Source organism: Kitasatospora sp. NPDC001095 (genome assembly GCF_053598615.1).
In genome coordinates this window covers 113,814-137,352 of sequence record NZ_JBSFKQ010000005.1, presented here as the reverse complement: position 1 = coordinate 137,352, position 23,539 = coordinate 113,814, and the positions used below count along the sequence as shown (strand labels likewise).

At 74.3% G+C, this 23,539-nt stretch carries 19 protein-coding genes; 15 read left to right on the top strand and 4 right to left on the bottom strand.

Annotated features, from left to right (window positions below):
- The first annotated feature begins 128 nt into the window (after nucleotides 1–128).
- Together ACWDBB_RS07310 and ACWDBB_RS07305 are read left to right on the top strand one after the other, a co-directional pair.
- Nucleotides 129–689 carry a PadR family transcriptional regulator gene (locus tag ACWDBB_RS07310; protein ID WP_449788627.1) on the top strand — a complete coding sequence of 187 codons (561 nt, stop codon included), beginning with the start codon at nucleotides 129–131 and terminating at the stop codon, nucleotides 687–689.
- Between the two features lie 90 nt (nucleotides 690–779).
- Nucleotides 780–1,523 carry a hypothetical protein gene (locus ACWDBB_RS07305; RefSeq protein WP_449788626.1) on the top strand — a complete coding sequence of 248 codons (744 nt, stop codon included), beginning with the start codon at nucleotides 780–782 and terminating at the stop codon, nucleotides 1,521–1,523.
- A gap of 161 nt (nucleotides 1,524–1,684) precedes the next feature.
- Here the strand turns inward: ACWDBB_RS07305 and ACWDBB_RS07300 are convergent, their stop codons facing one another.
- Nucleotides 1,685–2,917 (bottom strand): alpha/beta hydrolase family protein, encoded by a 1,233-nt coding sequence (locus tag ACWDBB_RS07300; RefSeq protein ID WP_449788625.1) that lies wholly within the window; start codon nucleotides 2,915–2,917, stop codon nucleotides 1,685–1,687.
- Between the two features lie 252 nt (nucleotides 2,918–3,169).
- Here ACWDBB_RS07300 and ACWDBB_RS07295 point away from each other — a divergent pair, with 252 nt between their 5' ends.
- On the top strand, nucleotides 3,170–3,436 hold the full coding sequence (locus ACWDBB_RS07295) for a hypothetical protein (protein ID WP_402400610.1): 267 nt from the start codon (nucleotides 3,170–3,172) through the stop codon (nucleotides 3,434–3,436).
- Nucleotides 3,437–3,470: 34 nt separating this feature from the next.
- Here the strand turns inward: ACWDBB_RS07295 and ACWDBB_RS07290 are convergent, their stop codons facing one another.
- Nucleotides 3,471–3,965, bottom strand: a complete 495-nt coding sequence (locus ACWDBB_RS07290) for a hypothetical protein (protein WP_449788624.1) — start codon at nucleotides 3,963–3,965, stop codon at nucleotides 3,471–3,473.
- Between the two features lie 154 nt (nucleotides 3,966–4,119).
- Between ACWDBB_RS07290 and ACWDBB_RS07285 the strand changes: the two genes are divergently transcribed.
- The 3 genes from ACWDBB_RS07285 (at nucleotide 4,120) to ACWDBB_RS07275 (ending at nucleotide 9,196) form a co-directional block, all read left to right on the top strand.
- Nucleotides 4,120–6,006, top strand: a complete 1,887-nt coding sequence (locus tag ACWDBB_RS07285) for an FAD/NAD(P)-binding protein (RefSeq protein ID WP_449788623.1) — start codon at nucleotides 4,120–4,122, stop codon at nucleotides 6,004–6,006.
- On the top strand, nucleotides 6,007–7,227 hold the full coding sequence (locus ACWDBB_RS07280) for a putative PEP-binding protein (RefSeq protein ID WP_449788622.1): 1,221 nt from the start codon (nucleotides 6,007–6,009) through the stop codon (nucleotides 7,225–7,227).
- A gap of 172 nt (nucleotides 7,228–7,399) precedes the next feature.
- Nucleotides 7,400–9,196, top strand: coding sequence for an alpha/beta fold hydrolase (locus tag ACWDBB_RS07275; protein ID WP_449788621.1), 1,797 nt, complete (start codon nucleotides 7,400–7,402; stop codon nucleotides 9,194–9,196).
- A gap of 84 nt (nucleotides 9,197–9,280) precedes the next feature.
- On the opposite strand, the gene ACWDBB_RS07270 is transcribed toward ACWDBB_RS07275, so the two are convergent.
- Nucleotides 9,281–12,511 (bottom strand): EAL domain-containing protein, encoded by a 3,231-nt coding sequence (locus ACWDBB_RS07270; protein ID WP_449788620.1) that lies wholly within the window; start codon nucleotides 12,509–12,511, stop codon nucleotides 9,281–9,283.
- A gap of 273 nt (nucleotides 12,512–12,784) precedes the next feature.
- Between ACWDBB_RS07270 and ACWDBB_RS07265 the strand changes: the two genes are divergently transcribed.
- From ACWDBB_RS07265 to ACWDBB_RS07245, 5 genes are all read left to right on the top strand, one after another.
- Nucleotides 12,785–16,156, top strand: a complete 3,372-nt coding sequence (locus tag ACWDBB_RS07265; RefSeq protein WP_449788619.1) for an amino acid adenylation domain-containing protein — start codon at nucleotides 12,785–12,787, stop codon at nucleotides 16,154–16,156.
- On the top strand, nucleotides 16,153–16,989 hold the full coding sequence (locus ACWDBB_RS07260; RefSeq protein ID WP_449788618.1) for a leucyl/phenylalanyl-tRNA--protein transferase: 837 nt from the start codon (nucleotides 16,153–16,155) through the stop codon (nucleotides 16,987–16,989). The genes ACWDBB_RS07265 and ACWDBB_RS07260 overlap by 4 nt, the downstream gene beginning before the upstream one ends.
- A 79-nt stretch (nucleotides 16,990–17,068) precedes the next feature.
- Nucleotides 17,069–18,625, top strand: a complete 1,557-nt coding sequence (locus tag ACWDBB_RS07255; protein WP_449788617.1) for a hypothetical protein — start codon at nucleotides 17,069–17,071, stop codon at nucleotides 18,623–18,625.
- A gap of 99 nt (nucleotides 18,626–18,724) precedes the next feature.
- Entirely contained in the window at nucleotides 18,725–19,279 is a 555-nt protein-coding gene (locus ACWDBB_RS07250; protein ID WP_449788616.1) for a hypothetical protein, read from the top strand.
- On the top strand, nucleotides 19,276–19,797 hold the full coding sequence (locus ACWDBB_RS07245) for a hypothetical protein (RefSeq protein ID WP_449788615.1): 522 nt from the start codon (nucleotides 19,276–19,278) through the stop codon (nucleotides 19,795–19,797). Before ACWDBB_RS07250 ends, ACWDBB_RS07245 begins: the two co-directional genes overlap by 4 nt.
- A gap of 163 nt (nucleotides 19,798–19,960) precedes the next feature.
- Here ACWDBB_RS07245 and ACWDBB_RS07240 read toward each other — a convergent pair whose 3' ends face one another.
- Nucleotides 19,961–20,971: a DUF2510 domain-containing protein gene (locus tag ACWDBB_RS07240; protein ID WP_449788614.1), complete on the bottom strand. Its 1,011-nt coding sequence runs from the start codon at nucleotides 20,969–20,971 to the stop codon at nucleotides 19,961–19,963.
- A 101-nt stretch (nucleotides 20,972–21,072) separates the two neighbouring features.
- Between ACWDBB_RS07240 and ACWDBB_RS07235 the strand changes: the two genes are divergently transcribed.
- The 4 genes from ACWDBB_RS07235 to ACWDBB_RS07220 all read left to right on the top strand — a co-directional run bounded on the left by ACWDBB_RS07235 (nucleotide 21,073) and on the right by ACWDBB_RS07220 (nucleotide 23,480).
- Nucleotides 21,073–21,645 (top strand): hypothetical protein, encoded by a 573-nt coding sequence (locus ACWDBB_RS07235; protein ID WP_449788613.1) that lies wholly within the window; start codon nucleotides 21,073–21,075, stop codon nucleotides 21,643–21,645.
- 62 nt (nucleotides 21,646–21,707) lie between these two features.
- Complete coding sequence (locus ACWDBB_RS07230; protein ID WP_449788612.1) at nucleotides 21,708–22,460, top strand: HAD hydrolase family protein; 753 nt, start codon at nucleotides 21,708–21,710, stop codon at nucleotides 22,458–22,460.
- Nucleotides 22,461–22,591: 131 nt separating this feature from the next.
- Complete coding sequence (locus ACWDBB_RS07225; protein WP_449788611.1) at nucleotides 22,592–23,041, top strand: nuclear transport factor 2 family protein; 450 nt, start codon at nucleotides 22,592–22,594, stop codon at nucleotides 23,039–23,041.
- Nucleotides 23,042–23,141: 100 nt separating this feature from the next.
- Nucleotides 23,142–23,480: a hypothetical protein gene (locus tag ACWDBB_RS07220; protein WP_449788610.1), complete on the top strand. Its 339-nt coding sequence runs from the start codon at nucleotides 23,142–23,144 to the stop codon at nucleotides 23,478–23,480.
- Nucleotides 23,481–23,539 lie beyond the last annotated feature (59 nt).

Genomic DNA, 23,539 nt, shown 5'->3' with positions numbered 1-23,539 from the left:
CGAGGTCACCGCCGAAGCCGCCGGCGTGACCATCGCCAACCGCCACTCCACCAGCACCCTGACCTTCCGCGCCCGCCCGGGGCTGAGCCGGGCCCGCCGCCCGCGACGGGCCCCGTACGATCGACGGCATGTCGCTGCCGCACGCCATCCTCACCGCCCTGCTGGAGAAGCCGTCCTCGGGGCTGGAGCCGACCAGGCGGTTCGACAAGTCGATCGGCTTCTTCTGGCCCGCCACCCACCAGCAGATCTACCGCGAACTGGGCCGGCTGGAGGCCTCCGGGCACATCCGGAACCTCCAGCCGGAAGGACCGGTGCGCGGGCAGCGGAAGGAGTACGAGGTCCTGCCCGAGGGCCGCGCCGAACTCGCCCGCTGGACCGCCGAAGGCGCCGAGCCGCGCGCCGTCCGGGAGCCCCTGCTGCTGCGGCTGCGAGCGGCCGCGGTGGTCGGCACGGGCGGGCTGACGGCCGAGCTGGAACGCCATCTCGCCCTGCACCGCGAGCAGTTGGACGACTACCGGGAGATCGAGCGGCGCGACTTCCCGGCCGAGCGGGCGGACGCCGAGAACCGGCTCCAGCACGCGGTGCTGCGGGCCGGCATCGGGCTGGAGACCTTCTGGGTGCAGTGGCTCGCCGAGACCCTGGAAGCGCTCGGAGCGCTACCGGCCACAGAGCCGGCGGAAGGTGCCTGACCTGCGCGGATCCCCGCCCGCGCGCCCCCTCGGAACCCCGGTGGGACACTGGTGGCTGTCCCTGCCCGAACTCTCGACCGGGGGCCCCGCATGTCCCGTCCCAGGCCCATCCACACCCTCGCCGCCGCGGCCGCCGCCCTGGCGGTGCTCCTGGGCCCGGCAACCCTGCCGGCGTCCGCCGCACCGACCGAGGACCTCCCCTCCGCCGACCAGCTGAAGTCGGCCCTGCTGACCGCGTCCGACCTCGGCCCCGACTGGACCGAGATCCCGGTGACGCAGAGCCCAAGCCCCGGCGCGAGCCCGTCGTCCCCGGTGACCGGCTGCGCCGCGCTCAACGCCCTGATCAACATGTACGTCACCCAGCCGGGCGCGCCGATCCCGCGCGCCGAGACCGAACTCGACGGTCCGGACGGCAACCCGATGGTCACCCAGGCCCTGGCGGCCGAGGCGCCCGACCGGCTCACCGCCGACCTCAACTCCGCCGCCGACGCCCTGAAGACCTGCCACACCATCACCTTCACCTCCGGCACCGCCGACACCGTGACCTTCACCGCCACCCCGGTGACCCTCGGCGAGCGCAAGGACGCCCCCGCCGTCCACCTCGACGGCACCCTGGCCGGCGTCCGACTCGACGGCTACGTCGGCGTCGAGCGCTTCGGCACGGTGGCCATGGTCTTCGGCTACTTCGAACGCCAGGGCGGCACCGAGCAGAACGCCCAGGACGCCTCGATGCGGTACCGCACGGCCGTCGCCAAGGTCGAGCACACCCTCGGCACCCAGGCCGGCAGCACCACCGCCCCCACCGCCGTGGCCTCCGAAGGCCAGCGCGTCTGAGCGGTCGTGACCACACCGGTCGCACCCGGTGGAACCGCCCGAAGCCGGGACGCGCCTTCACGCGGGCGTAGTCACCGGGGAGCCGGGTTGACGGGCCGGGACCCGCCCGGTGGGCGGCCGCACCCCCGTGACGGCCGCCCACCGGGCGGGTCCGCCGGCGCCTACGGGTGGTAGACGACCTCGGGGAAGGCCTTCGACGGGCCGTCGAGCAGCCTGCCGTGGTGGCGGTTGCGCAGGTGGAGGTCGAAGAAGGCGAGCGGGTAGGCCTGTTGGACGAGGATCCCGCGCTGCGGGTCGAGGGTGCCCACCTGGGACCGGATCTGCTGCTCGGTCATGCCGAGCAGCCTGCCCGCCTGGGGGATCAGCGTCATGGTGTCGCCGTACGAGCCGTGCACGGCGCCGGTGGCCTGGACGTCCAGGCGCCAGCCGCGCAGGTGGCCCCAGAAGGTCTCGGCGTACGGGTTGGTGGCCCGGGCGAAGTCGGCGGTCATCATCATGAACGGCCGGTCGATGTCGGTGGTGATGGCGGGGTTGCACGCCATCGGCCCGTCCAGCGAGAGCCCGGCGCGGATGCGCCGGTCGGCGACCATGGCGAGGGCCGTTCCGGTGCCGCCCTTGGACCAGCCGAAGGCGCCGATGTTCCGCGCGTCCAGACCGCCGAGCAGGCCGGACGGCAGGGCGCGGCCGTCGACGTCCGGGTTGCGTCCGTCGGCGAGGCCGACGACCTGGTCGAGCAGGAAGAGCAGGTCGGCGGCGTAGTCCCTCGGGTACAGCCCCGGGAAGGGGGCGTCACGGGTCACGACGGTGCCGTCCGGGAACTCGGTGAACCCGTCGTGGGTGTGGTCGACGGTGACGACGGCGAAGCCGTGGCTGGCCAACTCCTGGACCACGACTGTGTGGTCGGCGCGGTGGCTGCCCGCGCCGTGCGAGTAGAGGACGACGGGCAGCGGCCGGCCGGACCGGTGGACGGGCGCGCCCTGGTGGCCCGAGGTGAGCGGGGCGAGCGGGAGGGGCAGCGGGTAGCCGGCGTCGTCGAGGAAGGCCTTCAGGGCGCCCTCGGTCATCCAGGGCGCCGGCGGGTACGAGTCGGCGTCCGCGGCCCGGGCCGGGTACCAGACGGTGGCCATCAGCTCGCGGAACCGTCCGGGCCTGGCGTTCGGGTCCGGCCGGGACTCGTCGCGCAGGTGCAGCGGCACCATGCCCACCGGGAACGGGCCGGTCGGCGCGGGCAGGGTGAGCCGGGAGGGGGCGGCGGTGCCGGAGGAGGCGGGAGCGGTGGCGGCCGAGGCGGTGCGGGCGAGGCCCAGCGGAGCGACGGCGCCCAGCGCGAGGGCGGCGCCCAGCACCCGGCGGCGGGTCGGTCCGGAAGGGGAGGCGGTCGTCGTGGTGTCCATGCGCGGAACGCTGTCACGGGCGCCGAGTGGGCGGCATCGGCCCACCGATTGATCCTCCGTCACCCCGCGTCGGCCCACGGATTTACATCCCCGGGCCGATGCGGACGGGGAGGCTCGGATGAAATCCTTGTCGATCAGCATCTGCAGCACATTGACGTGGAAGTCCGGGAAGTCCGCCGCAGGTGGCGGCCCGGGGCCCGGCCGGGTGAAGATCGAAATGCGCGGGCGGCCGCCGCCCGCCACGGTGGGACCGTGGCCTCGATCGTCGTCCTCTTCGAACTGGGCCCGGACCAGGCCCTCGGCCCCGAGGGTGTCGGGCCGGGCGTGGTCGCGGTGCACGCCGCCGGCCAGGACCCGGACGTCCCGGAGGACCCGCAGGCGCGAACCCTCTGCGGACTGGACACCGCCCCGATGGAGCACGCCCACTACCGCCCCGCCCGACCCGGCGAGCCCTGGTACCCGCCCGAGTTGGAGCAGCAGCGGTGCCGGCTCTGCGAGGCGGCGCTGCACCGGCTCTGAGGGCGGCCGGGCCCGCCCCGGTCGGCGGGCCCGCTCAGGCGAAGCCGACCTCGGTGAAGCGGCAGCCTCCGCGCTCGGCGTGGGAGAGGACCGGGCCCGGCGAGAGCCGCGGGGCCTCGCGGAAGTACTGGCGGAAGCCCGACGCGCGGAACCTCAGGTCGAAGGAGTGGCCCTCGACGTGCCAGTGCGGCGAATCCCGGTTGCCGTCGTCCGGGGCCCGTCGGTGCAGGTCGGCGATCTCCAGCTCCGGGGCGGTCCTCCTGAAGTCGAGACCGCCGTCCAGGTCCCACACCCCGTCGAAGACGAGCGTCGCGGGGGCGACCCAGAAGGAGAAGGTCTTCGCGGGCCGGACCGGGTCGACCCAGCGGACGACGTAGTCGAGGTCGAGGAGGAGTCGGGCCTCGAACTCGTCACCCTGCTGCACGTACAGGCCGTGGACGGTGGCGTCGTGCCAGCCCATCTCCTCGAAGTCGGCGTCGCTCCAGACGCTCTTCGAGAGACCTGATTCCGGATGGGCGGCGCTGTTCACGCCCCTATCCAACCAGACCGGGGACGGGCGGCCCTCATTCGGCCGTTCCGGGACCCTGAGCACTCCTTCCGCGTCACACTTCCTCAGCAGACCTTTGCGCCCGGTGTCCGGGACGGCGGAACCGGGTCTCATCCCTCGACGGGAAGGCTTGACCATGAGTCGATCTGGTACGCGTCCGAGAGTCCTCATAGTCGGGGCGGGCCTGGCCGGTACCGCCACGGCGATCCGGCTGCTCTGCTTCGCGCGCAGACCGCTGGAGGTCGTCCTGCTGGAGCGGCGCTCCGACTACCGCTGCGCGGGCGTCGCCTACCACCGGGACGGCAACCCCTGGGACTACGTGTTCAACATCCAGGCCGGCCGGATGTCGGTGTTCCGCGAGGACGTCCTGGACTTCGTCCGCTGGGCCAACCACGAGGCGGACCGCGGTGGTTGGCCGGAGCCCTGGGCCGGGCTCCGGTTCGTCGAACAGGGGCCGGCGCCGCGGCGGATCTTCCAGGACTACCTGGACGACCGGCTGGCCGAAGCGAGACGCGAAGCCTGTCCGGGGGTGGTGCTCGTCGAGGCGGACGGCGACGCGGTCGATCTGGAGGTCGGCCCCACCGGCGTCGACGTGACGGTCGAACAGCCGGCCCCCGACGGGCCCCCGGTGGTGACCGTGCTACGCGCCGACCACGTCGTCCTGGCGACCGGCCTCGAACTCCGGGAGCCGGCCTTCGCCTCCGAGGTCCGTACGCACGCGTCCTTCATCCGCAACCCGTACTCCGCGGCCGGGATCCGCAAGCTCGTCTCGCTGCCCTCCGGGGCGGACGTCGCGATCGTCGGTTCCGTCCTGAGCGCCTACGACTCGGCGGGCCTCCTGCTGCGCCGGGGCCACACCGGGAGGATCCGGCTGATCTCCAGGACCGGGACGCTGTTCCGGACGTACCCCGACGGCCACGAGCACGGCGTGTTGAGCCTGCCCTGTCCGAAGACCCTGTTGCAGCCGTACCGGAACCGCGCGGAGTTCCTCGACCGGGTCCGGGCCGAGTGGGACACGGCGTGCTCGACGGTCGTCCGGGAGCATCCCGAGGTCTCCCCGGTGGTGGTCGCCGAGCGGGTGGTCAAGGCGTGGGAGCCGCACCTGCCCGAGGCCATCGAGCGCATTCCCACCGCCGAACTGCGCGGCTTGCTGGATGAGTTCGGCACCGCGCTGGCCGCGCTGCGGGTCGGGGTGCTGGAGTACACCATGGCGGTCATCGAGCGGGCGCTGGACCGGGCGGACGGGACGGACGGGGCGGTGGAGCTGGTCGTCGGCAGGGTGGAGGCGGTCGTCCCGGCGGAGTCGGGCCGGCTGCTGGTGTCGGTCGTCTCCGGGGAGGAGAAGCACGCGATCGAGGCCGACCTGGTGGTGTCCAACTTCGGCCGGGAGTCGGACTACACCAGGGTCGAGCAGCCGCTGTGGCGCAACCTCCTGCGGCGCGGGCTCGCGGTGCCCCACGAGCGCACCGGGCGCGGCCTGGAGGTCGACGGGCGGGGGGCGCTGCTGGGCTCCGGCGGGGAGTCCGGACCGGTCTCCGCGGTCGGCGCGCTGCGGGAGGGCGACGAGATCGTGCGCAACGGCCGGACGGGTGCGTTCACCTTCAACCTCGCCGCGATCAAGAACCATTCGATCGCGGTCGCCGCCCACGTGGTCGAGCGGCTGGAACCGGAGGAGGACGTTTCGTTCGAGGAGGTCTCCCAGGGCCTGGTCCGGCGCCCCGGCGCCCTCGGCAATCTGGAGGAAGCGGTCCGGGAGGGATTCGAGGACGCTGTGTTACTGGAGGCCAGGAGAATGGCCTCGCGCGGTCGGATCGAGCGTGAACTGCTCGATTCCCGGCTGGACGCCCGTATTCGGTCCATGGATGACCGTCCGACCCGTCCGACGGACGCCGCCCGGTACGACCGCCTGATGAGGGCGGTCGTCAACCGGGTCGCGGTCGAACGGCTCACCGATGTTTCCGTGACACCACGGCAACTGCGTCGACAGCTGGGAATGGCGACCGCCGGAGAACAGGAGGACTAGTTGAACGGGCGACGGATTCAGGGATCCCTGCTGACCGGTGGCATTCAGAGCGAAGTGCGCGGTACCTGCAATCGCACGAGACGTCCACTCGACGGATCCATCCTCGTCGCCCCCTCCCTCCACGCCGGCCTGTACGACGCGATCGTGGCGGCGGCCGCCGTCGTCTGCGGTTCGGGCGGGCTCACCGGCCACATGCAGTCCCTCTGCCGCGGCCGGGGCATACCGGTGCTCCGGGTCGACGAGGCGGACCTCGCCGACCTGGTCGGCGAGGCGGTGCTGGACCTCGACAGCGAGTCGATCGTGGTCGAGTCCGGCGCCGCCGCCGGGAGCGACCCGGGCTCCGGGGTCGGGAGCCCCTCGCTGGACGACCTCGGCTCGGCCTGCGCGGTCATCGCGGACATGCAGGACATCCGGACGATCAACTCCTGCGGGCCGAACGCGAAGCGGGTCGACTGCTTCTTCATCCGGGAGGAGTTCCTCTGCCTGGCGGCGGCGCTGAGCCCGCTCGACGCCCTGGAGGGCGGCCCGGCCGAAGCGGCGGCCTACGGTCGGGCCCTCGCGGACCGGCTGTGCGGCTTCGTCGAGGCGCTGCTGCCCGGCCAGCGGCTGGTCCTGAGGCTCCTGGACCTGCGCTCCGACCACGCCGCCAGCGTCACCGAGCTGGCCCCGGTCGCGGTCGAGCCCAACCCCGAACTGGGCCTGCACGGCGCCCGCTGGCTGCTGGGGTCGGCCGCCTACCGGGACGCGCTGCACGCCATGCTCGGTTCGCTGCGCGAGCGGCTCGGCGAGGACGCCGGCCTGGTGCGGCTCTCCGTCCCGTTCCTCAACGACGCGCAGGAGTTCGCCCGGCTCAGGGCGCACCTGGAGCTGCCGGCCGAGGTGCCGCTGTCCGCGTTCATCGAGACGCCGGCGGCGGTGCACGCCACGGCGGAGATCTGCGCGGCCGGGGCCAGCGAACTGTTCGTCGGGGTCAAGGACCTGGTGCAGTTCTACCTGGCCGCGGACCGCGGCAACCACCTGGTGGCGGAGTCCTACCAGACCCGGCACCCGGCCGTCCTGGACGGCGTGCGCAGGGTGGTGGAGTCCGCGCGTGCCGCGGGCACCCCGGTGCGAGTGTTCTCGCTGGGCACGGACCTCGCCCACTACCTCGCCCATGTGCCCACCCCGGACGGCTACATGATGTGCACCGCCGAGCTCCGTTCCCTCGTGCTCCGGTCCTGAGCGAGGCCGGTGGACGGAAGTCGGGGGCGCGAATACTACAACCCTCTTGTCATTGTCGGGAGTTGGCCCAAGGCTCCACCCGTATCGGTGAATCTTACATGCAGTCAGTTTCCTTCCGGTCGGATGTGATCAGGATGCGGTCAGTAATCCGTCCACGGAAAGGGTTGTTGGTATGACCAGCATCAGCGGAGAGCCGATCCCGGCGATCACCGAGGCCACGCTCACCGACATCGCCACCAACGGCATCTGGGGCGACGGCCTCACCCCCAGCGCGTCCACCCTCGGCGTGGCCGAGGCGCTGCTCGCCGCGCTGCGGGGTGAGGAGGTGCAGCTGCCGCCGGTGCTGGCGGAATTGGTCGGGGAGGTACGGGCGAAGGCCGAGACCGACCTCCACGGCATCGACGGCGCCGGTGACGTCCGGCTGTCGGGGCTCGCCATCAAGCTCCGCGACGGCGAGCCCCACCCGGCGGTGATCGTCCCGGCCGGCTGGAACCCGTTCGGCTGGCTGCCCTTCCTGTACCTGTACCTCAAGCTGGCGCAGAAGGGGTACCACGTCCTCGCGTACACCCCTCGCGGGATCGGCTACAAGGGCTGGCTGTCGACCTCCGGGGGCCACATCGACGTCGGCGGCGACAAGGACTGGGCCGACGGCTCGAAGGTGATCGACTTCGCCGAGCGGTACTTCGGCCCCACCAAGATCGGCTTCTTCGGCGAGTCCTACGGCTCCGGGATCAGCCAGCTGGTCGCCGCCCACGACCCGCAGAACCGCGTTGCCGCCGTCGTCGCCCTGAGCACCTGGGGCAACCTCGCCACCAGCCTCTACGCCAACGGCACCCGGCACCTGGCGGCCGTCGAGGCCCTGATCGGCTTCACCGGCGGCGCGATGGAGGAGAAGTTCGACGAGGAGGGCCGGCGGATCCTCACCGACTTCCGCAACGGCGTGAACCTCGACGCCGTGGTGGAGTGGGGCGCCAGGCGCTCCCCGCAGACCTACGTCGACAGGACGAACGAACGCGGCATCCCGACCTTCATCTCGAACACCTGGCACGAGACGCTCTTCCCGGTCGGCCCGGTGATCGAGACCTTCGACGCGCTCACCGTGCCGAAGCACCTGAACCTGTGGATCGGCGACCACGGCGCCCCCGAGGGTCCCGGCCTGGTGGGCGTGCCGCTCGGCTGGCCGTTCCCCGGGCTGGCGGTGCCGATCCAGGAGGCCTACGACTGGCTGGACCACCACCTGCTCGGGGCCGCCAACGACGTGCCGAACTGGCCGCAGGTGATCAACCAGTCCATGTTCACCTACGAGACCACCGGCACCGGCATCGGCGGCAGGCGGATCACCGTCCCGGCGCACCGGGAGTCGTACTCCTCCTGGAGCGAGGTCACCACCGGCGGCGAGACGTGGAACCTCACCGGCGAGGGCACGCTGAGCGACAAGCCGACCGCCGGGTGGTCGCAGGACTTCATCGCCGGCAACCCGACCGAGGCCAACGCGGGTGAACTCCTCAAGACAGGGGAGAAGGAGTGGTTCGGCAACCCCAAGCGGTACGACTCGGAGCAGTTCGAGCCGTCGCGGCTGCTGTCCTGGTCGACGGAGGCACTGACGGCCCAGGGCGGTGCCGCGGCCCGCCGCATCCGGGGCGCCGCGGAGGTCCGGCTGACGGTGCGCAGCACCGGGGACACCGCGACCCTGGTGGCCTACCTGTTCGACATCGCCCCGGACGGCAGCGCGCGGATCATCACCCACGAGCCGTACACCGCGACCGGGCTGACCCCGGGCGAGGACGCCACCGTCAGCTGGAAGCTCCAGGCCACCTCGTACGACGTGGCGGCCGGACACCGGCTGGCGCTGGTCGTCACCAGCGCCGACCCGCTGTACCTGCCCGCGGCCTGGGCCCAGGTCGCCAGCACCACCACCATCGGCTCGCCGCGCGGCAGCGAGTCCCGCCTGGAGCTGCCGCTGGGCTGATTCCGGACCGTGCTCGACGACGACGGCCCGCCGCCTGGCCGCGGCGGGTCGTTCCCGGCCCCCAGGCTCCCCGCGCCGCGCCCCTCAGGTCAGTTCGTGGGCGGTCCCGCGGACCAGGGCGCGGGCCCTGGGGGAGTCCATGGGGTGGGCGAAGAGGTACCCCTGGCCGAGCGGGCAGCCCATGGCGGTGAGCAGGTCGCGCTGATCGGGGGTCTCGATGCCCTCGGCGATCACCTGGACCCCGAGGGTGTCGGCGATCCGGGTGATGCCCTCGACCAGGGCGTACTGCTGGGGCGAGTGGCCGAGCCCGTCGATGAAGGACTTGTCGATCTTGAGCAGGGAGATCGGGAACTCGCGCAGGTAGGACAGCGAGGAGTAGCCGGTGCCGAAGTCGTCGATGGCGATGCCGACGCCGAGGTCGGACAGGGTGGCCATGTCGGCGTGGATGCGGTCGTCGCGGCGCATCAGCACGGTCTCGGTGAGCTCCAGGACGAGGGTGCGCGGGTCGATGCCGGTGGTGGCCAGCGCCCGGCGGACCACGTCCACGAAGCCGGCGTCGCGGAACTGCCGGGCGGAGACGTTGACGTTGACCCGCAGCGGCGGCCGGCCGGCGGCCATCCGGACCGCCGAGCTCGTGGCCTGCCAGGCGGCGACCTCCTGGGCGGCGCGCTCCAGCACCCAGGCGCCGAGCGGGACGATCTGGCCGCTCTCCTCGGCGAGGGCGATGAACTCGTCGGGCAGCACCATGCCGCGCCGGTCGTGCGGCCAGCGGACCAGCGCCTCGAAGGCGACCAGATCGCCCGAACGCAGGTCGACGATCGGCTGGTAGTACAGCTGGAAGGCCGACTCCGCGATCGCCGAGTCCAGGTGCTCGTTCAGTTCGAGCCGCTCCACCATCCCGGTCTGCAGGGCCGGCCGGTAGTGGCGCCACTGGCGGCGGCCGGCCGCCTTGGCGGCGTAGAGCGCGAGGTCGGCGTGGGCGAGCAGCTCGGTCGCGTCCACGCTGTCCTCGGTGGTCGCCACGCCGACGCTGGCCGTCACCCGCACCGCGCCCGACTTGAGCCTGAACGGCTCGGCGAACACCGCCAGCACCCCGTCCGCGATGGTGTCCACGTCCTCCGGCCGCCGCGCGTCCTCCACCAGCACCGCGAACTCGTCGCCGCCGAGCCGGGCGGCGGTGTCCGAGGCGCGCAGCGCGGTGGAGATCCGCAGCGAGACGGCGACCAGCAGCTCGTCGCCGACCGCGTGGCCCTGGGTGTCGTTGACCACCTTGAAGTCGTCCAGGTCGATGAAGAGCACCCCGGTGACGGCCCCGCTGCGCTCGCCCCGGGAGAGCGCGTGGCCGACCCGGTCCTGGAACAGCACCCGGTTGGCCAGCCCGGTCAGCGAGTCGTGGAAGGCCCGGTGGGTCAGCTCGCGCTCCATCTGCCGCTGCTCGGTCACGTCGCGCAGGGTGAGCACCAGGGCGCCGACGGTCGGGTCCGCGCGCAGGTCGTTGAAGCGGACCTCGGCCTCGATCGGGGTGTGGTCCTGGCGCAGCAGCCGCCAGTGCTCGCGCGGCTGCTCGCCCCGGGGCTGGTCGGCCGCCTCGCGCATCTCGCGCATCCGGGCCAGCGCCTTGCCGACCTCCCGGCTGTCCTCGGGCGGCACGAGGTCGGTCAGCGGGGCGCCGGCCAGGTTCGGATGGCCGAGCACCGTCGCGGCGGACGGGGAGGCGTAGCGCACGCCGTCGTCGGCGTCGAGGATCAGGATGACGTCGCTGGAGTTCTGCACCAGGGTGCGGAAGTACAGCTCGCTGTTGCGGCGGGTGACCTCCTGGCTCAGCACCACCCGCTCGACGGCCAGGGCCGCCTGGGCGGCGAGGATCTCCAGCGAGCTCCAGAGGCTGGTCAGCTCCTGCTCGGTGCCGGTGACGATGAGCGCGCCGATCAGCGGGTCGCCGGAGGGGCGCTCGGCCAGGGTGAGCGGGCAGACCAGGGCGTACGGCATGCCGCCGGGGCGGGCGGCACCGGCCCTGGCGGCACCGGGTCCGGTGCCGTCGGCCTTCGCGCCGCCGGCCTTCGGGGCACCGGGCGGGTCGTCGGCTGCCAAGCCCAGGGCGGCCACCGGCAGCAGCAGGGTCTCCCGGACGGCGGCGAGCCGGAGCACCTGGTCGGACGGCGCGGCGTCCCCCGGCGGACGCCGGGCGGTGCCGCTACCGGCGTGCCGGACGTGCAGCACGCCGTCCTCGGTCACCGCGAGCAGGGCGACGTGCCCGGCCTCGGCCGGCATCAGGGTGGAGGCGGCGGACTGGACGGCGTCGGCCACCTCCTCCACGCTGACGGCCGCGGTCAGCCGGGCACCCGCCTCGCGCAGCGCGCGCTCACGGGCCACGGCCTGCCGACGGGCGGAGGCCACCACCGCCAGCCGGGCCAGCACCAGCAGGTAGAGCAGCGCGGAGAAGGCGCCGATCACCCCGGCGTTGCCGGTGTTGCCGGCCAGCGCCTCGATGATCAGGATCGCCGGGGCGATCAGCGAGGCGAGGGTGAGCAGCACCAGCCGGGCGGTGCTCAGGTCCGGCTGCTGGGTGGGCACCGGCCGGGTCAGCTCGACCATCGACGGGTGCAGCGCCGCCGCGCCCCAGGCGGTGTGGAAGGCGGCCCAGCCGAGTTCGACGGGGGTGCCGATGTGCCAGGTGCCGTGCAGTTGGATCAGGCCGTACAGCACGTCGGAGACCAGCAGGCCGAGCGAGCCGAAGGCGAGCAGCCGCAGCGAGCGGGAGGTGCCCCCGTGCGGGGTCAGCAGACGCAGCAGCAGGGCGAGCACGACCACGTCGCCGAGCGGGTAGGCGATCGAGACGGCCTTCTGGAACCAGTCGAGGTCCGGGTTCCGGGCGTACGGGAGGATCAGGTAGATCCAGGCGAGCAGGCCCAGCCCGATGGTGGGGATGAGCGCGTCGAGCAGCCCGGCGCGGTCCTGACGGGCCGTGCGCCAGCGGATGAAGCCCAGCACGCCGACCGCGTACAGCACGTACTCGGCGAGGTAGAAGGCGTCCGCGACGGACGGGAACGGGTTGGGCAGGTGCAGGATGTCCAACTGGACGGCCTGGATCACCTCGCCCACGGTGAAACTGAGGTTGGCGAGCGCCAGCACGTACCAGAACCGCGCGTGCGCGGGCCGGTTGAGGCGGACGCCGACCACGATGGCGGCGACGCCGCCGAGGCCGATGCCCGTCCACCAGATGATCCGCTGGCTCGGATTCGCGTAGTAGATGCCGGTGAACAGCACCATCCAGAGCAGGTAACAGACCATCAGGCGTCGGCACCGGCGAGTCAACGAGGCTACCTCCTCCGCGACATCACCCCGCCGGTCGGGCGGGGGAGTTCGGGCGAGGGCGGGCCGGGTCGGGCGTGCGGCGCCGGCCCGGATGGGACGGATGAGCGCTTTCGCGCAGCAGTGAGGCGTCCGGTGGGGGTGCGACCGGACGTCCTCGACGGTGTAGGAGTGCGTATAGTCGGAAATGTCGCACTCCCCAGCATTCTGCCGCCACAGCACGAGGTCAAGCCGGTGGACGACGCAGCAGACAGCGCACAGGGCGTACGAACGGATGTGAGCTCCGGTCGTCACGCCGTGGTCCGCAACGACGACGGTCAGTACGCGATCTGGCCGGGGGGCTTGACCGTTCCGGCGGGCTGGTGGCAGGTCCACGGGCCGGCCGGACGGGCCGACTGCCGGGACTGGGTCGAGCGCGAGTGGCGCCCGGCCGAACTGGGCTTCCCCGAGGGCACCCCCGTACGGCGCGCGGCGGCCGGATTCGCGGACACGGTGCACGGACTGTTCCGCGCGCGGGCGGCGCACGACCCGGAGGCGGCCGCCGTCGTCGCCGACGACGTCACGCTGAGCTACCGCGAACTCGACCTGGGCAGCGACCGGTTGGCCGCCGCGCTGCGGGCCCGCGGGGTCGGTCCCGAGCAGGTGGTGCCGGTCTGCCTGGAGCGCGGGGCCGGGCTGGTGACCGCCTGGCTGGCCGTGCTCAAGGCGGGCGGGGCCTTCCTGCCGCTGGACCCGGCCCACCCCCGGCGGCGGTCGGCCCGGCTGGTCGAGGACTGCGGGGCGCGGGTGGTGGTCTGCGACGGCGAGGGCTTTCCGGGGACGGACCGGGTGCCCGTCCCGGCCCCGGTCCCCGACCCGCGCGGCGGCGGCCCCGGGGGCTCACCGTACGCCGGGGACTCGCCGTACGCGGGAGAGCTGCCGCACGTCGGGGAGTTCCTGAGCGACGACGGCGCCGTCCCCGACGACCTCGCCTACCTGATCTACACCTCGGGGACCACTGGCCGCCCCAAGGGCGTGCCCGTCACCCACCGTGCACTGCTGTTCACCCTCGACCGGATCGTCCAGGCCTACCGGCTGCGCCGCGGTGAACGCGTCCTGCACCTGGCCGCGATGGGCGCCGACACCGCGCTGGAACAGGTGCTCGGCGCGCTGCTGGCGGGCGCGACGGTGGTACTCGGCGGCGGGAGCGCGGGCGGCACCTGGGCCCCCACCGAACTGGCCGGCCGGCTACCCGGGCTGGGCCTGGCCGTCGCCGACTTCACCCCCGCGTACTGGCACCACCTGCTCGACCTGCTCCCGCCCGGCGGGCCCGGCCCCCGGGAACTGCGGCTGGTGGTGGTCGGCGGGGACTCCGTCCACGCCGACGACTGCCGCCGCTGCCTGGAGCGGCTGCCGGGCGCCCGGCTGGTCAACGCGTACGGGGTCACCGAGGCGGCCGTGACCTCGACGCTCTGCGAGGTCACGGCGGACCTGCTCGGCGGGGCGCCGCACGGTGGCGGGCCGGCGGGCAGCCCCGTCGCGTCCGTGCCGATCGGACGGCCGCTGCCCGGCGTGCGGGTGCACGTGCTCGACGCCCGGCTGCACCCCGTCCGGCCCGGCGAGAAGGGGCAGATCCACCTCGGCGGACCGGGCCTCGCCCGGGGCTACTGGCGGCAGGCCGGGCTCACCGCCGAGTCCTTCCTGCCCGACCCGTACGCGCTGCTGCCCGGTGAGCGGATGTACCGCACCGGCGACGCCGGGCGGTGGCGGGCGGACGGGCAGCTGGAGATCCTCGGGCGCTATGACGACCAGGTGAAGGTGCGTGGGTACCGGGTGGATCCGGCCGAGATCGAGGCCGTCCTGGCCGCGCACCCCGACGTCCGGCAGGCCGGGGTCACGGCCCGCGGCGGGGCGGCGGACGGCGGCCGCGCGCTCACGGCGTACTACACGCTCGTCCCCGGGGCGAGCGGCGGGGCGGCCGGAATCCGGGCGTTCCTGGCCGAGCGGCTGCCGGAGTACCTGGTGCCGACCGCGTTCGTGCCGCTGGAGGCGATGCCGCTCACGGCGGCGGGGAAGATCGACCGGGGGCGGTTGCCGCGCGCCGAGGCGGCCGGGCCCGTCCGCGTCCCTGGGCCTGTGCCCGTCCCCGCGCCTGTACCCGTCCTCGCGCCCGATCCCGACCGGGTGGGAGCCGGGGCGGTCGAGGCGGCCGTCGGGCAGCTGTGGGCCGAGCTGATCGGCGTCGAACACGTCGGCCCGGAAGGCGACTTCTTCGCGCTCGGCGGTACCTCGCTGCTCGCCATGGAGATGCTGGCACGGGCCCGGATCATGTTCGGCGTCGAGGTCGGGCAGGTGCGGGCCCTCACCCGGGCGCTGCTGCGCGAGCCCGTCCTGCGGGCCTTCGCGGGGGCGCTGCGGGCGGCGCGCACGGACGCCCCCGCCGGCGCCGTACGGGACACCGACGTCGACTGGTTCGCGGAGGCCCGGCTCACCGAGGACCCCCGGCAGTCCTGGAACCCGGCGCCCTCACGCGCCGACCCCGCCGAGATCCTGCTCACCGGCGCCACCGGCTTCTGCGGCGCCCACCTGCTGGACGCGCTGCTCGCCACCACCCGGGCGCGCATCCACTGCCTGGTCCGCGCACCCGACGAGGAGCACGCGCTGGAACGGCTGCGCGCGGCGCAGCAGCGCTTCCTGCGGCACGACCTCGCCGACCGGCGGGTGGTGCCGCTGGTCGGCGACCTCGCCCGGCCGCGGCTCGGGCTGACGGACCGCCGGTACGACTGGCTGGCCGGGCGCCTGGACGCGATCCACCACCTCGGCGGGCAGGTCAACTTCCTCTATCCGTACCACCAGTTGCGGCAACCCAACGTCGGCGGCACCCGCGAGGTCGTCCGGCTCGCCGGCCACAGCCGGGGCATCCCGGTGCACTACCTCTCCACGCTCGCCGTCCTGGCCGGCTTCGGCGCGGCCGGCATCGCCAAGGTCACCGAGCGGACCCCGCTCGCCCACCCGGAGCGGCTCGGCGTAGGCTACGTCGAGAGCAAGTGGGTCGCCGAACAGCTGCTGCACAACGCGGCCGCCGCCGGGCTGCCGGTCACCGTGCTGCGCACCAACGACGTCACCGGGGACCTCGTGGGCGGGGTGATGAACACCGGCACCGAACTGTGCGCGCTGATCGCCTACCTGGCCGACAGCGGGACCAGCCCGGACGTGCAGCTGCTGCTCGACTTCGTCCCCGCCGACCGCTTCGCCCGCGCCGTCGCCCACATCGCCGCCCACGCGCCCGCCGCCGGCGAGGTCTACCACCTCACCTCCCCGCGGCCGGGCGTCCTCGCCGACCTCGCCGAGCGGCTGCGGGCACGCGGCCACCGGGTCGCCCGACTGCCGTACGGGGACTGGGTGCGGCGGCTGGTCCGGTTCGCCGCCGGGAACCCGACGCACCCGATCGCGCCCTTCGTCCCGCTGTTCGTGGACCGGGCGCCGGGGGCGGAGCTGTCGATCAGCGAGATGTACTTCCGGCCGACGTTCCCGCTGTTCGAGCGGGCGGCAGCGGACGCGGCGCTGGCCGGGAGCGGGATCGAACTGCCGCCGGTGGACGCGGGGTTGATCGACCACTACCTGGCGGGGCTGGAGCGGGAGGGCTTCCTGCGGGCGGCGGCGTCGTGAGGCCCTTCGAAGGGTCGGAGGGGCTGTCGGGGTCGGAGGCGTTGGCGGGGCTGGAGGCGTTGGCCGGACTGGGGAGGCTGGACGTGCGGCGCGGGCCCGGGGACGGCCCGGTGGCCTTCGGCGGGTCGCTCGGGGCGCTCGGCCCAAGGGGCCTGCTGGCGGCGTACCGGCGCGGGTTGTTCCCGCTGCCGGCGGCGGACGTGTACGCCGGCGCGTACAACGAGGCGGTGTACGGGGACGCGGTCGAGGCGGGAGAGGTGGCGCTGCTGCCGGGCGGGGCGGACCCGTACGCGCTGGCCTGGTGGTCGCCCGACCCCCGGCCGGTGATCGCCCCCGACGGCGTCCGGCTCGGGAGCCGGCTGGCGCGGCGGCTGCGCAACCGGTCCTCGTGGTGGACGAGCGCGGACCGGGCCTTCGGCCGGGTGCTGGAGGGCTGTGCCGAGGGGCGCCAACCGGTCTGGCTCACCGGGGAGTTGGCGGACGTCCTGCTGCGGCTGCACGAGCTGGGGGCGGCGCACAGCGGGGAGGTCTGGGAGGGGGAGGAGCTGATCGGCGGGGTGTTCGGGATCGCGGTCGGCCCGGTGCTGAGCCTGGACTCGATGTTCCACCGCCGCCCGGACGCCGCCCGGGTCGCCGTCGCCGACCTCGGGGCGCGGTTCGCCGCGGCGGGCGGGCGGCTGCTCGACGCCCAGTGGGACGGGCCGCACGTGCGGAGCCTCGGAGCCGAGCCGATGGCGCGCTCGCGGTACCTCGCGGAGCTGACGGACGGGGGCGGGGGTGGAGTTCCCGATGGGGTGCCGCTGCCGGCGGCGCGGCTGGGGAAACCTGCCTGACCTGTGGTTAAACCTGATCGGGTTGGCTTTTTTGGCCTGTCTTCGACAAACTTATTCCTCGTCAGTAACATGACGCCGCGTGTTCAAGCGCTCCATAGGCAGGGCCGCCGGCCCCGCCGTCCTCACCCTCGTCCTCGCCGGGGCCGCCGCGTGCGGGCCGACCAGCCCCGGCCCCTCCCAGGCCGGTGCCGCACCGGCCGCCGCCACCGTCGCCGACCCGGCCGCGACCGCCGCCGGGGGCAGCCCGGCCGCCGCCGCGGCGCCTTCGGGCGGCACCCCGCGCGCCAAGGCGGGCACCCCCGCCGCCGGCCGTCCGACCACGGGCAAGGCGCCCGTCACCGCCGCGCCCGCCGGCGACCGGCAGGCCGCCATCGGCAGCCCGGGCAAGGACGGCGGCGCCGTCACCGCGGCGACCAGGAACCTCCAACTGACGGCGTACGACCCGGCGGCCGGGACGGCGGTGCTGTCGGCGGCGGAGCCGGCCGCCACGCCCTCGGCCACGCCCTCGGCCCCGGCTTCCGCCTCCGCGTCCGCTTCGGCTTCCGCCGCCTCCGCCTCGCCCGGTGCCGGCCCGACCGCGGCCACGGCGGCCGTCCAGCCCGGGCAGCTGATCGCCAGCCCGCCCACCGCCGCCGCACCACAGGGCGCCCTGGTCGCCGTCACCGGCGTCCGCCCCGCCCCGGGCAACACCCTCGCCCTGACCACCCGTCCGGCCACCCTGGCCGAACTCCTCGGCGGCACCGAGGCCGACGGCAACGTCCCCGTCGACCCGCGCGGCATCACCGTGACCCCGCTGGTCAAGGACCTCAAGGCGACCGCGGGCCTGACCGCCGGCGGCATCCAGGCCGACGCCTCCGGCACCCTCGAGGTGAACGTCAAGGCCCCCGTCCCGCTGCCCGACGGCGCGAGCCTCGACGCGTCCGGCTCGCTCCAGCTCCACCCCGCCGTCCACTTCGCCTACCACGGTGCGGCGGCCGGCAGTCCGCGCACCGCCTCGATCGGCTTCGACCTCGGCGCCCACGCCCAGTGGAAGGTCGCCGGTGACGCCGCCCGCGGCACCGGCGCGGCGCCCGTCCGGGTGCCCTTCGCCAAGCTGCAGGCCAGCCCGGTGCTGACCGTCGCCGGCCTGCCCGTGGTCGTCAACCTCGGCCTCACCTGCTACCTGGAGGTCAGCGCCGACGGCCAGGTCCACCTGGAGGCCGAGCAGGACGCCACCGGCACCTGGGCGGTGCGCGCCGACTACACCGGCGGCAAGGGCTGGACCCCGGTCACCGATGCCGAGACCAAGGTCGCCCCGGTGCACGTGCGGCTCAACGGCAAGGCGGGCGTGCGGGCCGCGCTCGGCGCCGAGATCAGCCTCGGCCTGTACGACACCGTCGGCGTGGAGGCCCGCGTCGCCCCCTACCTGAGCGCCCGGGCCGAAGGCTCGCTGGTCGCCGACTCCTCCGGCAACCCGCCGCAGGTGACGGGAAGTTGGTCCCTGGTCGGCGGCATCGACCTGAACGGCTCACTGCTCGCCCACCTGAAGGTCTTCGGCACCCCGATCATCGAGGGCAAGCTGCCGCTGCCGCCGTTCCACCGGGAGTGGCCGCTGCTCGCCGGCTCGGCCACGCTGCCGGCGCCGCAGCACGGCTGAGCCACTGACCTGCCGTCATCCCACGGGCCCCTCGGTCGAGTTCTCCGACCGGGGGGCCCTCGTCGTGGGTAGGCTCGGACCGACGGAAGGGGGAGCGAGGTGGGGAACAGGCGCCGGGTGTTCGGCGGGGTGGCCGTCCTGGTCTGGGTCGGGACGCTGGTGCTGCACGCCGCCACCGGGATCGGCTGGTGGGTGGTCGTCCCGGCGGTGGCGGCGGCGGTGCTGGCCGCGTTGGCGCTGCCGGCGCCGGACCGACCGGGCGCGTGGGGGGCCAGACGCCGCAGAGGCACGCGCGCCGCGCTGTCGAGCGGCCCCGTACCCGCGGGCAGGGCGTTCACCGCGCCTTGGGCCCCTCCTGTGGGCCGAGCGCCGACTCCGGGCACGGGGATGGTTTTTCACCACGGCGACGTCGGCGACCTCGGCGTCGTCGCCGGAAGCGTCTTCACCTGGGCGGACGACGCGGTGGTCGCCGGGGACGGTTCCGGGGCCCGGTACCGGCCCCTGCTCGACTACGCCGACGACCCGCTCACCCCCGTGGCCGCCGAGACCGTCACCGACGGCCTGGAGCGGCTCTTCCTCCGCCTCGGCCCGCCGCCCGGCGCCGCCCGCAACCCCGACCGAACCGCCCCCACGCCCCGAGGTGACGACCGGTGACCACCCCCGAGGAGGGCCGCACCCGCCGCCCGACGGCCCTGGAGATCGCCACCCAGTGGGCCCGACTTCCGCCGGAGCACCTGCGGGTGGCCCTGGAGCACCTCGAGCTGGAACTCCAGCGCGAGCACGCCAGGGAGAGCGCCAGGGAACGCCACCAGGCGGCGTTGGAACGCGACCGGGCGGCGTCGGCCTCGGCGCTCGAGGCGGCCCGGATACGGGAGGAGCACGTCACCGAGCGCGCCCGGATCGCCGCCCAGGAGGGCAAGGAGCGGCGCGCCCACCAGCTCTACCTCGGCGGCCTGGTGGCGGGCTTCGTGCTCGCGGCCGGGATGCTCGTCGGCTCGGTGGTCGTCGGTCTGGCCGGCCGCCAGTGGCTGGCCGGCCTGCTCGCCGGGCCCAGCCTGATCGCCCTGCCGGTGGTCTTCGTCCTGCGCCGCAGCGACCGCCTCACCGCCCGCCCGCGGATGCTCCCGATGCCCTCCACGCCGGAGCAACTCCCGGGCGACCAGCCCGCGTAGCCCGGGAGCGGCGTCCTCCCGACGGGGGATGCGGCGGACGCGGGGACCCGGGCGCGCTCCCCGGGCCCGTACACGGCGGAGCCGGTCCGCTCCGCGCCCGGTGGCTCCCGGAGCGTTCCCGCGGCCGTGGAGCCGACCGGCCGCCGGGCCCCGGAACGCGGCGTCAGGTGCCGGCGGTCGGGGCTTCGTCCTTCTTGACGCCCAGGAGGATCTGGTCCAGCACCGAGACGTCCGGGGCGGCCGGGTCGTCGTCCACGCCGCCGTCGAAGACCACGTAGCCGCCGCCCTTCGCGGGGAGGGCGGCCAGCAGGACGTAACCCTGGGTGCCGTCGGCGTTGGTGATGTGCCAGCGGGTGGCGTAGCCGGCCACGCCGGCCACGGCGAGGCTGCCGGAGCCGTAGTCGGTCTGCGAGGTCATCCCGCTGAAGATCTGCTTGGCGACGGCCGGCATGGCGGCGTCGGCGGCCGCCTTGGGGGTGTCGCCCTGGATGGTGTTCTTCTCCACCGAGAACCGGCCGCGGATGCAGGCCTTGCCGTTCGCACAGGTGTAGCGGCCGCTGCCGAGGTAGACCGACCACTGCGGGGTGTCCTTCGCCGCCACGTCCCAGCCCTCGAACACCGGGAGGGTGATCGAGTGCTGCTGGTCCGCGACGGTGGTCCTGAGGACCGGGGCGGGCTTGGGCGTGGACGGCTTCGGGGCGGGGGTGGGGGTGGGGCTCGGGCTCGTCGTCGGCTCGGTGCTGCGGCTGACGGAGACGGTGGGGTCGGTGGTCGGATCCGCCACCGGGTCACCGCCGTGGCCGAGCGCGAGCCCGGCGATGCCGCCGCCGACCGCCAGGACGGCGACCGCGACGGCGATGACCACGCCCGGCCTGACCCGCTGCGGGGAGGGGGCCACGGGCGGGTAGCCGGGGCCGGGGTGGCCGTGGTTCACGGCGGGGTACGGCTGCGGCTGCGCGGGGTAGGCCGGGTAGGGCTGTTGCGCGGGGTGGGGCTGCTGTGCCGGGTAGGCCTGGGGCCCGGGGTGCGCCTCCAGGCCCGGGTAGCCGTAGCCGCCGCCCTGGACCGGCCGGACGTCGTTGGTCCAGGCCGTGCCGTCCCACCAGCGCTCGTGGCCGGGGGCGCCGTCCGGACCGGGGACCGGGTACCACCCGGGAGGCGTCGCGTTGTTCACGGCCGTACGGTACCCGGCGGCGGGCCGCCCCCCGGTGGGAGGGGTGCCGTGCTCGTCGCACCCGACGGGCGGTGTCGGTGTCGAGGGTTACGGTGCCGACCATGACCGACTACGACTGGATCCACCAGGGCCCGATCGACTGGCTGCGCGAACGGCACCACGGCGAGGACGAGACCGTTCTGGTGTACTTCAGGGGCACCACCCCGGCCGCCGTGGCCGACGGTCTGATCGCGCAGCGCCGCCCGCCGTTCGCCCGGGGTGCGGACCCGGCGCCCGGCGACTGGGGCGTGATCGTGCACCCGTTGTTCGACCACGCCCGCGACGACTACGGCGTCGTCGACTACCGCGGGCTCTGCCCCGAGGGCGCAGAGTTGGCGGTGTTCGTGCCCAACCCCTGCATCGGCAAGGCCCACGGCCCGGAGGCGTACCACTTCCGGGACGGTCGGTTCTCCTTCTCCGTCAGCTACGAGAACACCCTGTTCACCGAGGAGTACCTGCCCGAGGGGCTGGTCTCCCTCGTCACGGCGGCCGGGCTCGACCCCAGGGGCGAGTGCTCCGGGGCCCAGGACCGCGAACAGCGGCTCACCGCCCTGATCTGCGACCACCTGGGCCTGCCCGCGCTGGACCGGGCCGCCATGGCGGTGGACCACGAGCTGATGGCCGACTACTGGTAGGAGCGCCCGGGCAGACGACGGGTGGTGGACCGGGCACGCACCCGCCTGGATAGCATCACCCGATGATCTCCTCCAACGCCCGCACCATGGTCTTCGACATCGACGGCACGCTCTGCTTCGACGGGAGGACGATCGACAGCAGGATCCTCGCCGCCCTCGACGCCTGCGAGCAGGCCGGCCACCAGCTGGTCTTCGCCTCCGCCCGGCCGGTCCGCGACCTCCTGCCCGTCCTCGACGGGGCGTTCCCCGCCGCCACGCTCATCGGCGGCAACGGCAGCCTGGTCTCCGTCGACGGCCAGGTGCGGGCGCGGACCGCGTTCGAGGCCGACGAACTCGGCCGGCTGCTGGGCGAGGTGGAGCGGTTCCGGGCTGGCTACCTCGCCGACGGCCCGTGGGACTACGCCTACACCGGACCGGCCGACCACCCGATCCGCGGCCGGGTCGACCAGGGCGGCCTCGCCCGCCGGGTGGAGCTCGCCGAACTCTCCGCCGTGGTCAAGTTCCTGGTGGTCGAGGCGACCGACCTCCCGGGCCTCGCCGAGGCCTGCCGCGCGCTCGGGCTGAACGTCAACCACCACCTCGACGAGGCGATCATCGACTTCGCCCCGGGCACCACCAACAAGTGGGAGGCGCTGACCTCGCTGGGGATCGACGCCTACGACGCCTTCGGCAACGACATCAACGACCTCGACCTGCTGCGCAACGCGCGGCACTCCGTCCGGGTCGGCACCCACCCGGGCCTGGACGGCGTCGCCGGCGTCACCGTCGCCGCCGAACCGGAGGCCGTCGCCGCGGAGATCTCCCGGCTGGCATAGGGGTCGTCGGGTCGGGGCGCCCGTGCCGTCCGCGTCAGGCCGCCCGCCGGCCGGCAGTGATTTCCGGGCGCGTGATCAAGACGTGCGAGGGTTGGGGGAGATGACCGCCGCGCGACCCCCTGGGGGAGAGCATGTCCGCACCTGCCGACCCGGTGCAGAGCCACCGGGCGATCGAGGCCCTGATCGCGCGCTACGCCGAACTCGTCGACGACGGTGACTTCGCGGGGCTCGGCGCCCTGCTCGCCGACGCCGTCTTCGTCGGCGGCGGGGAGCCGGTGAGTGGGAGCGAGGCGATCGAGGCGATGTTCCGCGGGATGATCGTCGTCCACGCCGACGGCACGCCGCGGACCCAGCACGTCACCACCAACGTGGTCGTCGAGGTCGACGAGCGCGCGGGGACGGCGGTCGCCCGCTCGTACGTCACCGTGCTGCAGGCACTGCCCGACGTGCCGCTGCGGACCATCGCCGCCGGCCGGTACCACGACCGCTTCGCGCGCGGGGAGGACGGCCGGTGGCGGTTCGCGGAGCGGCGGGTGCGGATCACCCTGGTCGGCGACCTGAGCCGCCACATCCGGCAGTAGGCAGTAGGCGGCGGGTAGTCGGGTGGTCGGCGACAGGGCGCGCCGGCCCGGAGGAGGCCGGCCCGGACGAGGCGGGCGGGCCCGGGAGAGGCGGGCAGTGGTGCGGGAGCTGTTGGCGGGTGCGGCACGGGCCGCGCTGGGCGCCGGGCGGCGACTGGAGTCGGTCGAACGGCTGGCGGGCGGCAGCAAGAAGGGCGTGTACCGCCTCTTCCCGGGGCGCCGTCCCGGTCCCCGGCGCGCCGGACTGCGGATCGACCTGGACATGGAGGGCAAGACCCTGACGCTGATCACCCGGCCGGGCATCGTGGTCGATTCCGACGGCCTGGCACTGGAGTTCAGCCGGGTCAGGAACCGCCGGGCACCGGACTCCGGGGTGCCGACCACCCTGCGCGGGGAACTGGTCGGCACCAAACGCCACGGCCGCGTGGTCGTGCGGTAGCCGCGCAGGACCGCCGGCCGGTGGCTGCCGCGGAGGAACGCGAACGGGTGAACCCGTCG